Source organism: Mycobacterium botniense (assembly GCF_010723305.1).
Lineage (GTDB): Bacteria > Actinomycetota > Actinomycetes > Mycobacteriales > Mycobacteriaceae > Mycobacterium > Mycobacterium botniense.
In genome coordinates this window covers 1,938,018-1,953,646 of record NZ_BLKW01000004.1, presented here as the reverse complement: position 1 = coordinate 1,953,646, position 15,629 = coordinate 1,938,018, and the positions used below count along the sequence as shown (strand labels likewise).

At 67.0% G+C, this 15,629-nt stretch carries 12 protein-coding genes and 2 pseudogenes; 13 read left to right on the top strand and 1 reads right to left on the bottom strand.

The window, feature by feature from the left end:
• Positions 1-2 precede the first annotated feature (2 nt).
• The 13 genes and pseudogenes from G6N08_RS19000 to G6N08_RS18940 all read left to right on the top strand — a co-directional run bounded on the left by G6N08_RS19000 (position 3) and on the right by G6N08_RS18940 (position 14,964).
• On the top strand, positions 3-1,493 hold the full coding sequence (locus G6N08_RS19000; protein WP_163759986.1) for a proton-conducting transporter transmembrane domain-containing protein: 1,491 nt from the start codon (positions 3-5) through the stop codon (positions 1,491-1,493).
• A complete protein-coding gene (locus G6N08_RS18995) occupies positions 1,490-3,010 on the top strand; it encodes a hydrogenase large subunit (protein WP_163759983.1) in 1,521 nt (506 codons plus the stop codon). The genes G6N08_RS19000 and G6N08_RS18995 overlap by 4 nt, the downstream gene beginning before the upstream one ends.
• Entirely contained in the window at positions 3,011-3,802 is a 792-nt protein-coding gene (locus tag G6N08_RS18990) for an NADH-quinone oxidoreductase subunit B family protein (protein ID WP_163759980.1), read from the top strand. It begins immediately after the preceding gene.
• Positions 3,799-5,832: a proton-conducting transporter transmembrane domain-containing protein gene (locus G6N08_RS18985; protein WP_163759977.1), complete on the top strand. Its 2,034-nt coding sequence runs from the start codon at positions 3,799-3,801 to the stop codon at positions 5,830-5,832. Before G6N08_RS18990 ends, G6N08_RS18985 begins: the two co-directional genes overlap by 4 nt.
• Positions 5,833-5,983: 151 nt before the next feature.
• Entirely contained in the window at positions 5,984-6,352 is a 369-nt protein-coding gene (locus tag G6N08_RS18980) for a YraN family protein (protein WP_163759974.1), read from the top strand.
• Entirely contained in the window at positions 6,352-7,863 is a 1,512-nt protein-coding gene (locus G6N08_RS18975; protein WP_163759971.1) for a YifB family Mg chelatase-like AAA ATPase, read from the top strand. Before G6N08_RS18980 ends, G6N08_RS18975 begins: the two co-directional genes overlap by 1 nt.
• Positions 7,860-9,029: a DNA-processing protein DprA gene (gene dprA, locus G6N08_RS18970; protein WP_163759968.1), complete on the top strand. Its 1,170-nt coding sequence runs from the start codon at positions 7,860-7,862 to the stop codon at positions 9,027-9,029. The genes G6N08_RS18975 and dprA overlap by 4 nt, the downstream gene beginning before the upstream one ends.
• A gap of 113 nt (positions 9,030-9,142) precedes the next feature.
• The gene (locus tag G6N08_RS18965) at positions 9,143-10,000 is read left to right on the top strand and encodes a siderophore-interacting protein (RefSeq protein WP_163759965.1); all 858 of its coding nucleotides are present in this window, start codon (positions 9,143-9,145) and stop codon (positions 9,998-10,000) included.
• Between the two features lie 23 nt (positions 10,001-10,023).
• A complete protein-coding gene (locus G6N08_RS18960) occupies positions 10,024-11,184 on the top strand; it encodes an alpha-hydroxy-acid oxidizing protein (protein WP_163759962.1) in 1,161 nt (386 codons plus the stop codon).
• 32 nt (positions 11,185-11,216) lie between these two features.
• Positions 11,217-12,130: pseudogene (locus G6N08_RS18955) on the top strand (tyrosine recombinase XerC).
• Positions 12,131-12,410: 280 nt separating this feature from the next.
• Positions 12,411-12,953 carry a hypothetical protein gene (locus G6N08_RS18950; protein WP_163759959.1) on the top strand — a complete coding sequence of 181 codons (543 nt, stop codon included), beginning with the start codon at positions 12,411-12,413 and terminating at the stop codon, positions 12,951-12,953.
• Positions 12,954-13,229: 276 nt separating this feature from the next.
• On the top strand, positions 13,230-14,144 hold the full coding sequence (locus G6N08_RS18945) for a tyrosine recombinase XerC (protein ID WP_163759956.1): 915 nt from the start codon (positions 13,230-13,232) through the stop codon (positions 14,142-14,144).
• Between the two features lie 271 nt (positions 14,145-14,415).
• Positions 14,416-14,964: a hypothetical protein gene (locus G6N08_RS18940; RefSeq protein ID WP_163756977.1), complete on the top strand. Its 549-nt coding sequence runs from the start codon at positions 14,416-14,418 to the stop codon at positions 14,962-14,964.
• Positions 14,965-15,034: 70 nt separating this feature from the next.
• Here the strand turns inward: G6N08_RS18940 and G6N08_RS18935 are convergent.
• A pseudogene (locus G6N08_RS18935) lies at positions 15,035-15,562 on the bottom strand (M23 family metallopeptidase); the annotation flags it as partial.
• Positions 15,563-15,629: the final 67 nt, after the last annotated feature.

Here is a 15,629-nt window from a genome sequence, read left to right as displayed (position 1 = left end):
TGATGTCGATGGTGCTTCTGCTGATACTGCCGTTGGCCGCTGGGCTCGTATGTACCCGCGCGCCCCACTATGTCGCGGGGGCGGTGACGTCGTTGAGCGGTATCCTCACTTTCGTAGTTGCGGTCAGCCTCATTCCGGCAAGCCTCAATCACCCTGTTATGGTCATGCACTACCTGAGAGCCGATGCACTGTCGGTAATCTTCCTGCTGAGCACGTGTTTTCTCTACGCTGTCGTGGCAATCTACTCAGTCGGTTACCTGGCCGGCGACCAACATATAGTGCGTGCTGATACCGCCGCACGTCAGCAGATCTTCGCACGCTACAGCAGGCGGTTCTATCTCGGCTTGAATGCCTTTTCCTGGTCGATGATCTGGGCGCTGCTGGTCAACGACCTTGCTTTGCTGTGGATCGCCGTCGAAATCACCACAGTGGTGTCGGCGCTACTGGTGGCGCTGGACAACACGAGGGAAGCAACCGAAGCCGCTTGGAAGTACGCGCTCATCGCCTCGTCAGGACTGGGCATCGCGCTGCTGGCCACCCTCTTCCTGTATTACGCCGGGTCACCGGTGCTGGGGCCGTCGTATAGCCTGGCATTAGACCCGTTGATCCAGGCATCTGCCCAATTCCCCCATACACCGGTGCGTTTGGCCTTCGTCCTGGCAGTCGTCGGTTATGGCACCAAAGTGGGCCTGTTTCCGATGCACACCTGGCTTCCGGACGCCCACGCCGAAGCCCCCACCCCGGCGTCAGCCTTGCTGTCGGGATCGCTGCTGGCGGTGAGTCTGTACGCGATCCTGCGCTACTATCAGATCAGTGTGGGCACGCTCGGGCCCCGCTTCCCGCAACAGGTGCTGCTGATATTCGGCGTGTTGTCGCTTTTGCTGGCAGCGTTGTATCTGCTCGAGCAGAGCAATATCAAACGGCTGCTTGCTTATTCGAGTATCGAGCACATGGGTATCCTGGCCATCGGTGTCAGTTTCGGAGTGCGCATGGCGCTGTCGGGAGTGTTGTTACACGTTCTTGCGCATGCCGCCGCAAAAGGTAACGCATTCATGGGCGCTGGTGTGCTGGTGCGAAAATTCGGCACCAGGGAACTCAGCCGCATGGCTGACGGCATCGGGCGGCTGCCCTGGTCGGGCCCGTTGTTTTTAACCACGATCTCGGCGCTGTCAGCAATGCCCCCGTTTGGGCTGTTTCGCAGCGAGTTCCAGATCGTGGCAGGTGGATTCGCCGAGGGCCGCAACTTCGCCGCTGTGGTGCTGGTGTGTTTGGCCACCTTGGCGTTTCTCGGACTGGCTGTCGCGACGACACGGGCCTTGTTTCGCCCCGGGCCACAGGGCGTTGGGACGAGCCGCGGTGAGCCCAGCAGCTGGATGGTCGTGCCGGTTGTTGCCGGGGTGGTGGTGCTGCTGGTGCTGGGCCTGGCCCCACCCGCAGAGCTGGTTGACCTGCTGACCCGGGGTAGCGCCGAACTCGCGGCGGGTGCGTCATGAGCGCCCCCGCCACGTCATGGGTCGTTGATTTGCGGCCGGGCGAATGGCATACCCAGGTAGCTGGGCGTGTCGCCACCGGTGACCGATTCGCCGGCTTGTACAGCACCCGCAGGCAAGATGCCGCACAGTTGCATGCTCTGCTGGTCGGAGACGGTGCTGTGAGCTGCTTACGGACCTTGCTGACACCGGATGCAGACGGCTCACTGTCCTACCGCTCGTTGACACCTCAAGTTCCGGCAGCGTTTTGGTATGAGCGTGCGATGCACGACCTTTCGGGTGTGCTGCCCGTCGGCCATCCACGGCTGGACCCGTTATTGCTAGCGCGCCAGCCCGGACACCCCTCACCGCGACCCGGCTATGCCGCCGCCGAAACGCTCGAGAAGCGTCGTCATTCGCGCGCCACCGAGCGGCACGGTCCGGTTGACGTCACCGGGGGCGGGGTATTCACCTTGCCGCTGGGTCCGGTGCGGTCCGGGGTTGTCGAGTCGATCGAATTTCTCATCGAAACACCGGGAGAGGATATCCCGCATCTGAATATCCGTCCGCACTATAAACACCGCGGGGTTGCCAAGCGGTTTGAGACGTTACCCGTGGCCGACGGGATCCTGATCGCTGAACGTGTCGAAGGTGTCGCCTCCGTCGCTCACGCGTTGGCGTTCACGCACGCCGTCGAGACACTCGGTCAGGTAACTCCGCCGCGACGGGCTGGTTTGATCCGGGTGATCCATGCTGAACTCGAGCGGATTGCCAATCACCTCGACGTGGCGATGCGACTTTGTGACGCTGCAGGCCTTGCCGTTCCGTTCTCCCGGTTCGGGTGGCACAAGGAGTCAGTGCTGCGCTTGATATCGAGGCTGTGCGGCAATAGGTTTGGTCGCTCAGTCGTCTGCGTCGGCGGCGTGCGTGCCGAACCGACGCTGTCCCCGGCGGTGTTGTGCGGCCAACTCGCGGCAATCGTTCAACGGATTCGGGCGGATCGGGAGGCGCTGATGGTCGACGCGTCTTTTCTGGACCGTTTGCGCGGCACCGGGCGCCTAGATCCGTCCTTGGCCGCGTCGCATGGCGCGCTCGGTCCGGTGGGCCGCGCCGCTGGCCTCGCTGACGACGCCCGTCGGCGACCCTACGACGGCTACACCGAACTGCCCACGGTCGCGGGCACCACGGTCGACGGTGGCGGTGACGTGCTGGCCCGGCTGCGGGTTCGGTGGGCGGAAATCGAGACGTCGGTCGAGTTGATTGAGGCGGCGTGTGATCGGCTGAAAACGCTGTCTGACCCTGCGATTGCGACCAGGGTGCCGGTGTCCGACGGTTTCGCCCTGGGGTGGGCTGAGGCGCCGCAAGGAGAGGTGCTCTACGCCCTCGAGATCCGCGACGGCGTGATCGGGCGCTGTTTCGCCCGGACGGCGTCCTTTCACAACATGCTGCTTTTCCACGATGTGTTTGCCAGCGATGTTTTCACCGACTTTCCCTTCATCGAAGCAAGTTTCGGGCTGTGTTACGCCGGGGTGGCGATGTAGATGCCGTGGGTTTTGCGGGGGCTGCGCAATGGGATGCTCACCACCAGATGGCCCGGGGGTGCAGACGGTTACTTTGACGAGTTTCCGGCGGCCGTCAATATGGTCGTCGGCCGGCGGAGCGGCGCCCCGGACGCCCTGGCCGACGCTGCCGCCGCCTGTCCCACCCAGGCCATCTCGGTGGCTCCGCGACCGCGGCTGGACCGTGGGCGCTGCATACTGTGCGGACGCTGCATCGACCGGTCACCCGACTGGTTCGACTGGGAAAGCGGTTGTGCAACAGCACAGCTGAGTCGGCAGGCCATGGTGGTCGGAGATGTCGAAGAAACCGATGAGGCGCTGGCACAGCTGCGTGCCGCGTTGGCGTACCGGGTGCGGCGACTGCGGCGCTCGGTGCATCTTCGTCATGTCGACACCGGGTCCGATGGCAGCGACGAATGGGAGATCGAGGCCTTGACCAACCCGGTCTATGACGTGCACCGGCTGGGGATCTTCTTCACTGCGAGTCCTCGCCATGCCGATGTACTTCTGGTCACTGGTATCGGTGCCAGCGGGATGGTCGAACCGCTGCGCCGCACGCTCGACGCGATGCCGGCGCCGAGCGTGGTAATCGCCGTCGGCACCGATGCAGTCAGCGGGGGGCTCATCGGCGGCGGATATGCCGGTGGCACCGGCATATCCGGCATAGTGCCGGTGGATGTTTGGGTTCCCGGCGCTCCGGCGTCGCCGTTTAGCGTGTTGCACGGAATCCTGTTGGCGCTCGGCCGGCTTCCTTCTGCTGGGGGCAGCCGGTGATCACTGCGGGTCTGGTGCTGGCAGGCGCAGCCATGCTGATCGGCTGGGTGGCCGGACTTGCCCGGCGCACCGACACCCAAGTACTGCTGAGCACCGTGGCGTGGACGGCGAACATCGCTGCGGCCGTGGCACTGACGATCGCCGGCGCCCTGGGGCTGGCCGGCTGCCGACAGCGGGTCGATCTCGATGGGCTGGCCGGTTTCGGACCCGCCACATTGTCGGTCGACAGCCTGGCAGGGCTGTTCCTGGTCACCTCATTTGCTGTGGCGATTCCCGCCCTGGCCGCCGCGGCGTCCCCCGCCAATCGCAAGCGGCCACGGCTGCCCGCCGCTGTCGCTGCGGCACTGGCGGCTGTCGCGGTGATCGTCACGACCGACAACTTTTTCGTGTTGCTGTTTGGCTGGGAGGCCCTGACCGCCGCGTTCTTTCTGATGTCCGGCTACGACCGTGACCTGCCGGGCAGAGCCGAAGGTTCCGTTATCACGGTGGCGTTCGGAAAAGCCAGCGGCGCAGCGGTGTTGATGGGTGCTCTGCTGCTGGCCGCGCACACCCACACCTTCACTTTTGCCGCCGGCGCGGTGAATCCGCGCAGCGCGGCAGGACAAGCGGCGTATGTGCTGCTGCTGTTGGGCTTCGGTATCAAAGTCGGGCTGGTGCACGCGCACAGCTGGATGCCGCGCGGCTACGCTGCGGCTCCCGGGCCCGCCCGCGCGGTAATGGCCGGTGTCGCCGTCAACGTCGGCTTCTACGGAATGTGGCGCACCCTCGAGATCATGGGCGCCCCGCCCGTATGGCTGATCTGTGTTGTGCTCGTTGTCGGGGGCGTGACCGCGATCCAGGGCATCGCCCACGCGGCCGTGCATCCCGATTTAGCGGCATTGATTTCCTGGTCAAGTGTGGAGAACTCCGGGATGATCACCGTGGGCTTCGGGGCCGCGCTGGTGGGCGCGTGGGCAGGCGAGCCGAAGTTGACCGCCGCAGGACTGGTGGCCGGCACGGCCCAGGTGATGGCCCACGCTCTCGGCAAGACCTTGCTCTTCGTCTCCGCCTCGACGATCGAACAGGCCACCGCGACCACAGATCTCGACCGACTCGGCGGGATCGTTCGTCGCTTACCTTGGTCAGGAACGGGTTTGGTGATCGGATCGCTTACCCTGGCCGGGTTGCCGCTGACCGCAGGGTTCGCCTCGGAGTGGTTCACGCTGGAGTCACTGATGCAGCAGTTCCGGGTTTCCAGCCTTGCCATGCATCTTTGCACTGCTGTGGCCGGTGCATTGGTCGCGTTGACCATCGGTATCGCGGGCGTCACGTTTGTGCGTGTTATCGGGCTCACCGCGTTCGGTCCCAAAAGACTGGGTGAGCCGCGGATAGATCGCGACTTTGCGGCGGTGGATCAGCAGTGGGTCTACCGATTCGCCTGCGGCGCACTTGTGTTGGGGTGCCTGGGGGTGGCGGCATTCGCGCCGGTGCAGGTGCGGTTGATCGGGCACGGGCTGACCTCGGTGGTGGGTAGTGAAGCGGCCGGTGCCAACGCCCAGCCGTGGGTGTTGGCGCCGGTGTACGCGGAGTTCGCCGCGCTGTCGCCGAGCTGGCTGTGGATTGTGCTGCCGTTGATGGCAGTGCTGGCCGCCGGGGTCGCGGCACTGTTCGCAAAAAGAAACCCGTTCCGCGCTCGTCACGTGACACCTTGGTCGTCGGCGTCACCGGGCGTCGACCGTGGTGTCGGTTACAGCTCGTTCGCCTACGCCAACCCGGTCCGTAATGTGCTGTCCACGGTGCTTTTGACCCGCGCCGAATTACTCGGGACAGCACACGAATCCAGGAGCCGTGCTCCGGCCCCGGGACGCCTCACCTACCGAGTCGAGGTTGTCGACCTTGTCGAACGCTACTTCTCCCGGGGGCTGTTGAGGTCCGTGCGGGTTGTGTCGCGGGCTGCGCGGGGCCTGCAATCGGGCCGGCTGGACGCCTATCTGGCCTACCTGCTCATCGCAGTGCTCGCCGTGATCGCGGTGGTGATCGCCACGTCCTGATTCCGCGCTGATTTCATGCCGGCTGCGCACCGCGACATGAGCGCTGCCGAGGCTGTGGATCAAGCTGCGACTGGGGATAAGGCCCGACGATAGCCTGGTGCGCCATGTCGTGCGGGCGCGCCGTGTCGGCAGCCACGGGCATGGTTGCCGCATGACAACGTTGACTCGCGCCCAACTGGGAGCGCTTGGCGAGCAGGCCGCGGTGGACTATCTGACCAAACTGGGGCTGCGCGTCCTGACCCGCAACTGGCGCTGCCGCTACGGCGAGCTGGACGTGATCGCGGTCGACCCAGCGACCCGCACGGTGGTGTTTGTGGAAGTCAAGACTCGCACCGGTGATGGATTCGGCGGCCTGGCGCAAGCGGTGAGCCAGCGCAAAGTCTATCGGCTGCGCCGGCTGGCGGCGTTATGGCTGGCCGGCCAACAGCAGTGCTGGGCCGCGATCCGCATCGACGTGATCGGCGTGCGTTTCGGTCGCCGCCGGACGCCAGAAATCCACCACGTGAGAGGAATCGGCTGATGGCCCTGGGGCGCGCATTCTCGGTCGCAGTGCGGGGATTGGACGGCGAGATCGTCGAGATCGAAGCCGACATCACCTCCGGGCTTCCCGGTGTGCATCTGGTGGGCTTGCCCGACGCCGCGCTGCAGGAATCGCGTGACCGGGTCCGGGCGGCGATCACTAACTGCGGAAACCAGTGGCCAATGGCCAGGCTCACACTCGCGCTGTCACCGGCGACGCTGCCGAAAATGGGCTCGGTGTACGACATTGCCCTGGCCGCAGCAGTGTTGTCGGCGCACCGACAGAACCCGTGGCCGCGTCTGGAGAAGACCGTGCTGCTGGGCGAGCTGGCCCTGGACGGCCGGGTCCGGCCAGTGCGGGGGGTGCTGCCCGCGGTGCTGGCCGCTAAACGCGACGGGTGGCCTACGGTCGTTGTCCCGGTGGACAATCTGGCAGAGGCCAGCCTCGTTGATGGCGTCGATGTGTGGGGTGTCCGCACACTAGGCCAACTGCAGGCGTGGCTCAGCGGTTCCACGCGACTCGAGGACAAGATCACCGCGGTGCCGGCCGCTGCGGAGCCAACAGTCGACTTGGCCGATGTGGTGGGTCAATCTCAAGCGCGATTCGCCGTGGAGGTGGCCGCGGCCGGCGCACATCACCTTATGCTGACGGGCCCCCCTGGTGTCGGGAAAACGATGCTGGCGCATCGTCTGCCGGGAATACTGCCGCCGCTTTCTGAAACCGAGGCGTTGGAGGTTACCGCGATCCATTCGGTGGCCGGTCTGCTGTCGGACGCGACGCCGCTGATTACCAGGCCGCCTTTTGTCGCGCCGCATCACAGCTCCAGTGTGGCAGCGCTGGTTGGCGGGGGCTCAGGGATGGCCCGTCCGGGTGCTGTCAGCCGGGCCCACCGCGGGGTGTTATTCCTCGACGAGTGCGCTGAGATTGGGGTGAGTGCGCTGGAGGCACTCCGAACGCCGTTGGAGGACGGCGAGATCCGTCTCGCTCGCCGCGACGGCGTGGCCCGCTACCCGGCCCGTTTCCAGCTGGTGCTGGCCGCCAACCCGTGCCCGTGCGCTCCGGCGGACCCACGTGATTGCATGTGCGCGGCACGGGAGAAACGACGCTACCTAGGTCGGCTGTCGGGTCCGCTGCTGGATCGGGTGGACCTTCGTGTTGAGATGTATCCGATAGGTGCAACGGCTTTTTCCGCCGCGGAAGGCGAAGCGACACAGCAGGTGCGCACCCGGGTCGCGCAGGCTCGGGCCGCAGCGGCCGAGCGGTGGCGACCACACGGATTCCGCACCAACGCCGAAGTCAGCGGGGCACTGTTGCGGCGGAAGTTCCGGCTGAGCACCGCCGCGATGGCACCGCTTCGAATCGCGCTTGACCGTGGCCTGCTCAGCATCCGCGGCGTCGACCGCACTTTGCGCGTCGCGTGGACTCTGTGCGATCTGGCCGGCCGGGTATCGCCTGGACCGAACGAAGTGGCGGCCGCGCTGAGCTTTCGGCAGGCCGGAGCGTCGCGATGACCAGGGCGCTCAAGCGGACTCAGCGCGCCTGGGCCTATCTGTCGCGGGTGGCCGAACCGCCGTGTGCGGAACTCGCTGCTTTGGTGCACCGCGTGGGTCCGGTGGAAGCCGCCGAGCGGGTCCGGTGCGGGCAGGTGGACCCTGATCTGGCGCGGCTCACCCAAGCCAGACGTGGCATCGACCGATCCGCAGAGGATCTTGAGCTGCTGGACCAGCGGGGTGGTCGGCTGATCACCGCCGACGACGACGAATGGCCGACGCTGGCTTGGACCGCATTTCACGGTGCTGCGCTGCAGGGCAAACCACAGGCGAAGCCGCCGATGGTGTTGTGGGCGCTGGGCCCGGCCCGTCTCGACGAGATCACAGAGCGCGCGGCCGCCGTCGTGGGAACCCGGGCCGCCACCGCGTACGGGGAACAGGTCGCGGGCGACCTGGCCGCCGGGTTGGCCCACCGCGGTGTCGCTGTCATCTCCGGCGCTGCCTACGGCATCGACGGCGCGGTGCACCGCGCGGCGCTGGCGGCCGACGGAATCACCGTCGCTGTGCTGGCCGGTGGTCTGGATATCCCTTATCCGGCGGGGCATTCGGCGCTGCTGCATCGTATCGGCTCACACGGATTGCTGGTCAGCGAATACCCGCCGGGGGTGCGCCCGGCGAGGCACCGGTTTTTGACCCGCAACCGCCTGGTTGCCGCCCTGGGCGGGGCAGCCGTGGTGGTGGAAGCCGGCCTGCGCAGCGGGGCCGCCAACACCGCCGCCTGGGCGCGCATCTTGGGACGGGTCGTGGCCGCGGTACCCGGGCCGGTGACCAGCTCAGCCTCGGTGGGCTGCCACGCCCTGCTTCGGGGCGGCGCGGAGCTGGTCACACGCGTCGACGATATCGTCGAACTGGTCGGGCGTAGCGGCGAGCTGGCCCCCGAGGAACCACGACCCACCACCGCGTTCGACGGGTTGTCAGACACCCAGCGGCGGGTCTATGAGGCATTACCGGGCCGTGGTGCAGCCACCCTCGACGAGATCGCCATCGCGTGCGCCCTGAGCCCCGAGCAACTACTCGCGCCGCTGGCGATGTTGGAAGTTGCGGGATTGGCTGAGCGCCGCGACGGCTGCTGGCGAATCGTGCGGGCGGGTTCGCAGCGGGTTGCCGCGACGGCGCGGCTCGTATAGTCGACGAGGTCGAGCCGGGCCGGTGCGAAGCGGGACAATTCGACCGCGCCCGGCGACGATGCGGTTCGCGAAGGAGCCCGGCGACGACCGGGGAAGGTTGGACGGGAGGGATAGTGGGGGCTCGGCCGGTACACACGTTTCACGTCGTCCGCAGTGAACACCTCACACCGCACCTGGTCCGGGTGATGCTCGGCGGCAGCGGTTTCGGCACCTTCGTCCCCAATGAGTTCACCGACTCCTATGTCAAGCTGATATTCGTCGACCCTGAGGTGGATGTGACGGGACTGCCCCACCCGCTGACGCTGGACAGCTTCGCCAGCCTGCCCGCCGACAAGCAGCCCGCTATCCGCACCATGACGGTGCGCCGTGCCGATCCGGTGAACCGCGAGCTCGTCATTGACATCGTGGTGCACGGCGAGCACGGGGTCGCCGGTCCGTGGGCGTCGGCGGCGGAACCCGGACAGCCCCTGTATCTCATGGGACCGAGCGGCGCCTACGCCCCGGACCCGGCCGCCGACTGGCATCTGCTCGCCGGTGACGAGTCCGCACTACCCGCGATCGCCGCTGCTCTGGAAGCGTTGCCCCCCAACGCAATCGGGAAGGCGTTCATCGAGATCGCCGGGCCCGAGGACGAGATCACGCTGACCGCACCCGAATCGGTCCACGTGAAGTGGGTCTACCGCGGCGGGCGGGCCGACCTGGTCGGCGAGGACCGCGCCGGTGACCATGCGCCGCTGATCGAGGCTGTCACCACCACGCAATGGTTACCCGGACAGGTGCAGGTGTTCATCCATGGTGAAGCCCAGGCCGTCATGCACAACCTGCGGCCCTACATTCGCAAGCAGCGCGCGGTGGACGCTCAATGGGCGTCCTCGATTTCCGGGTACTGGCGGCGCGGCCGCACCGAGGAGATGTTTCGGCAATGGAAGAAAGAGCTGGCCGAGGCCGAGGCGGCGGGGGCGGTGGACTAAGCACCGGCTGGCATGCTGGCCTCATGGCATTCAGCGACTACCAGAACGAGATTTACTTACAGGGTTTGGCGGGGGTTCTTCCCTCACTGCCGATGGCGTTCACGGAGTTGGAAGCCAAGGCCGCCGCGGCCCTGCCAGCGTCGGTGTGGTCTTATGTCGCCGGTGGTGCCGGAGACGAGCACACCCAGCGTGCCAACTGTGAGGCGTTCCGTCGGTGGGGGCTGATCCCGCGGATGTTCGCGGGGGCCAAAGAACGTGACCTTTCGGTGCAACTATTCGGAAAGACCTGGGCCGCACCGGTGTTCCTGGCGCCCATCGGCGTCATCGGCCTCTGCGCCCAAGACGGTCACGGCGACCTGGCCACCGCCCGCGCCGCCGCCCGCACCGGGGTGCCGATGATGGTGTCGACGCTGACAGCCGACCCGCTCGAAGACGTCGCCGCTGAGTTCGGCGACACCCCCGGCTTTTTCCAGCTGTACACGCCCACTGACCGGGAGCTGGCCGCCAGCCTGGTGCGGCGCGCCGAGGCGGCTGGTTTCACGGGGATCGTCGTCACGCTGGATACCTGGGTGCCCGGCTGGCGCCCCCGCGACCTGAGTACCGCCAACTTTCCCCAGCTGCGCGGTCACTGTTTGAGCAACTACACCAGCGATCCGGTCTTTCGGGCCAGCCTGCAACAACCCCCGGAGGAAAACCCGCAGGCTGCGGTGCTGCGCTGGGTTCAGGTCTTCGGTAACCCCCTGACCTGGGAGGACCTGCCGTGGCTGCGTTCCCTGACCGATCTACCGTTGATCGTCAAAGGCATCTGCCATCCCGACGATGCCCGGCGCGCCAAAGACGGGGGCGTCGACGGTATCTATTGCTCCAACCACGGCGGCCGGCAAGCCAACGGCGGCCTTCCGGCGCTGGACTGCCTGCCGGCGGTGGTCGAGGCCGCCGACGGGCTGCCGGTGTTGTTCGACTCCGGGATCCGCAGCGGTGCCGACATCGTCAAAGCGCTGGCCCTGGGCGCGACGGCGGTCGGCATCGGCCGACCCTATGCCTACGGCCTGGCGCTTGGCGGGGTCGACGGCATCGTGCATGTGCTGCGCGCGTTGTTGGCGGAAGCCGACCTGATCATGGCGGTCGACGGCTACCCGACGCTGGGCGATCTGACCCGTGATGCGCTGCGGCGCGTCAGCTGAACCAGACCGTCGCCGTCTGCGACCGTAGGGGGGTGCACGCGGTCCTCGAGGAGTACCTGGATGAGTTCGACGAGTATCTGGCGCTGCAGCGCGGCCGGTCGGTGCACACTCGTCGCGCCTATCTGGGCGATCTGCGGTCGTTGTTCGCTTTCTCGACGACCATACGCCGGGGTCGGGTCTGGCCGGGCTGAGCCTGCCGCTGCTGCGCTCATGGCTGGCTGCCGGGGCGAACGCCGGCGCGGCGCGCACGACGTTGGCCCGGCGCACCTCGGCGGTCAAGGCGTTCACCGCCTGGGCGGTGCAGCGCGGCTGGCTGTCCGCCGATCCGGCCGCACGGCTGCAGCAACCGAAACCGCGGCGCACGCTGCCGGCGGTGCTGCGCCAGGATCAGGCGCTGGCCGCCATGGCGGCAGCCGAATCCGGCTCACGGCACGGTGATCCGCTGGCCCTGCGGGACCGGTTGATTGTGGAGCTGCTCTACGCCACCGGTATCCGGGTCAGCGAACTGTGCGGGCTGGACATCGACGATGTCGACACCGGACGCCGGCTGCTGCGCGTCCTCGGCAAAGGTGACAAGCAGCGCACCGCGCCGTTCGGCGAACCGGCCGCCGAGGCGCTCACGGCCTGGCTGGCCGACGGACGTCCCGCGCTGGCCACCGCCGAGTCGGGACCGGCGCTGCTGCTCGGTGCGCGGGGCCGCCGGCTCGACGTGCGGCAGGCCCGCACAGTGGTGCACCAGACTGTCGCCGCGGTCGACGGTGCCCCGGACATCGGGCCGCACGGACTGCGGCACAGTGCTGCCACCCACCTGCTTGAGGGCGGGGCGGACCTGCGCATCGTGCAGGAGTTGCTCGGCCATTCCAGCCTGGCCACCACCCAGCTCTACACCCACGTCACGGTGGCCCGGTTGCGCAAGGTGCACGACCAGGCCCATCCGCGGGCCTGAGGCCCCGGGATGTCTAACCGCTCAACGGTTTGAGCCGGACACCCGGCCTCACCGAATATGAAGCTCCCGGCATGCTTTTCACCTCTCTATTTACTTTTAGTAACCATAACTATCGCTTTACCGTGGTACCGTGCTGAGGCCAGCCTGAGCAGCACTTAAGACGAGGAAGGTGCAGATGATGAGGAGCCATCGTTGTGATCATCGGGGTCGCCGGGCGCCTCGGCGGGGTGCTGCGACGGTTCTCGGTGGCGGCGCCATCGCGGCTGCGATCATGCTCGCGGTGGCCGCGCCGGCTAGCGCCGACGACACGACACTCATGGACACCGCGGGTTCGGACCTGCACACAGCTGATGGCGACTTGAGCACCGCGCTCAACGATTTGGGCACGAATGCCACCCCTTTTGAGAAAACCGGCATTGACCAGGCCATCGCCCTGCAACACCTCAGCCATCTGGGGGATCAGCAGCTGTTGTCTACTGAAGATGCCCTCATCGCGCATAGCAACCCGATTGAGGCCAGCGTGGTGCAATTGCTCAGCAACGTGTTCGATGACGCCATCTACCAAGAGGCCGTGAATTCACTGAACGCCGACCAAGCCTTGGAAGCCGCTGTTGCTGCGACGGCCAGTGCAGCCAATGATCCCTCGGTGTTGGCCGACACGGCGGCAGCGGCCCCGGCGCCCGGGTTTCCGCTGCCCTCGCTTGCGGACCTTCGGGTGACTGAGATGGTCCCGATCGCAGCCGCAGCCGCGTTGACAGACGCGGCGACGGCCCACCTTGCTGAGTCGTTCCTGTCAGTCGTCCCACCCTTATTCTTATTCTAATCTTATTCTAATTTTATTCTAATTCGGGATGGCAGCCGGCCCTCGGCGCTGATTGTTGACCATGCCATGGTCTTGAGGTCCCGGTGTGAATTCGGTCGCACGATTCGGCGACCGGGACGCGCTCGTCCACGGATGGGGGACACACTGACGCCCAAGGCTGGCCGAAGCCGACCTGATCATGGCGGTCGACGGCTACCCGACGCTGGGCGATCTGACCCGTGATGCGCTGCGGCGCGTCAGCTGAACCAGACCGTCGCCGTCTGCGACCGTAGGGGGGTGCACGCGGTCCTCGAGGAGTACCTGGATGAGTTCGACGAGTATCTGGCGCTGCAGCGCGGCCGGTCGGTGCACACTCGTCGCGCCTATCTGGGCGATCTGCGGTCGTTGTTCGCTTTTCTCGACGACCATACGCCGGGGTCGGGTCTGGCCGGGCTGAGCCTGCCGCTGCTGCGCTCATGGCTGGCTGCCGGGGCGAACGCCGGCGCGGCGCGCACGACGTTGGCCCGGCGCACCTCGGCGGTCAAGGCGTTCACCGCCTGGGCGGTGCAGCGCGGCTGGCTGTCCGCCGATCCGGCCGCACGGCTGCAGCAACCGAAACCGCGGCGCACGCTGCCGGCGGTGCTGCGCCAGGATCAGGCGCTGGCCGCCATGGCGGCAGCCGAATCCGGCTCACGGCACGGTGATCCGCTGGCCCTGCGGGACCGGTTGATTGTGGAGCTGCTCTACGCCACCGGTATCCGGGTCAGCGAACTGTGCGGGCTGGACATCGACGATGTCGACACCGGACGCCGGCTGCTGCGCGTCCTCGGCAAAGGTGACAAGCAGCGCACCGCGCCGTTCGGCGAACCGGCCGCCGAGGCGCTCACGGCCTGGCTGGCCGACGGACGTCCCGCGCTGGCCACCGCCGAGTCGGGACCGGCGCTGCTGCTCGGTGCGCGGGGCCGCCGGCTCGACGTGCGGCAGGCCCGCACAGTGGTGCACCAGACTGTCGCCGCGGTCGACGGTGCCCCGGACATCGGGCCGCACGGACTGCGGCACAGTGCTGCCACCCACCTGCTTGAGGGCGGGGCGGACCTGCGCATCGTGCAGGAGTTGCTCGGCCATTCCAGCCTGGCCACCACCCAGCTCTACACCCACGTCACGGTGGCCCGGTTGCGCAAGGTGCACGACCAGGCCCATCCGCGGGCCTGAGGCCCCGGGATGTCTAACCGCTCAACGGTTTGAGCCGGACACCCGGCCTCACCGAATATGAAGCTCCCGGCATGCTTTTCACCTCTCTATTTACTTTTAGTAACCATAACTATCGCTTTACCGTGGTACCGTGCTGAGGCCAGCCTGAGCAGCACTTAAGACGAGGAAGGTGCAGATGATGAGGAGCCATCGTTGTGATCATCGGGGTCGCCGGGCGCCTCGGCGGGGTGCTGCGACGGTTCTCGGTGGCGGCGCCATCGCGGCTGCGATCATGCTCGCGGTGGCCGCGCCGGCTAGCGCCGACGACACGACACTCATGGACACCGCGGGTTCGGACCTGCACACAGCTGATGGCGACTTGAGCACCGCGCTCAACGATTTGGGCACGAATGCCACCCCTTTTGAGAAAACCGGCATTGACCAGGCCATCGCCCTGCAACACCTCAGCCATCTGGGGGATCAGCAGCTGTTGTCTACTGAAGATGCCCTCATCGCGCATAGCAACCCGATTGAGGCCAGCGTGGTGCAATTGCTCAGCAACGTGTTCGATGACGCCATCTACCAAGAGGCCGTGAATTCACTGAACGCCGACCAAGCCTTGGAAGCCGCTGTTGCTGCGACGGCCAGTGCAGCCAATGATCCCTCGGTGTTGGCCGACACGGCGGCAGCGGCCCCGGCGCCCGTGGACAACATCGGTCCGCTGCCCCAGGGTGTCGTGAACGCAGGCGTAGCCGCGTTGACAGACGTCGCGGCGACCCACTTTGCTGAGTCGTTCCTGTCAGCCCTCCCACCCTTATTCTCCATCCCTTTATTATTCTGATCCGGGATGGCAGCCGGCCCTCGGCGCTGACCGGTGACCGGGGACACCGGGGAGCGGCAACGCTGCCTCCGAGCGGCTTGAGCCGGATCGGGGTCGACCTCAGCAGCCCGAGCGGGTCGACGTAGTCGGCGCGAGACGCGGGACCCCACATCGCTCCCCAGTGCAAACACGCCGCGACTGCACACCCGGGGTGACCGCTCGACAACTCGCCGATGGCCGTCGCAGCAGTGACCCGCTGCCCGACCCGAACTCGCGCCCGCACCGGCTCGTAGCTGGTGCGCAACCCGCCCGGGTGGGCCAGCGACACCACCGGCCGGCCGGCCAGCATCCCGGCGAACACCACGGTCGCGGTGCCGGCCGCGTAGACCGGCTGACCCGGCGTGGCGGCCAGGTCCACCCCGCGGTGGCCGGGGTTCCAGTTGGGCGACGGGGCGTCGAACCCGCGCATCACGGCCGGTCGCGGCCGCAACGGCCAGTCCAGCCGGTCGTCGTCGGCCCGCGTCGGCGCCGCGGACAGAACCGCGACGACCACCGCGACCACCGCGACCGCCACCGCCCGCACCCGACCAGTGCAGGCCACGACCGGCTCGGCCGCCAGCCAGGCTCAGGTCAGGCTGTGGACCAAGCCCCAGCTCCCCGCGTGTACACTCAGCTGCGCAGCTCGC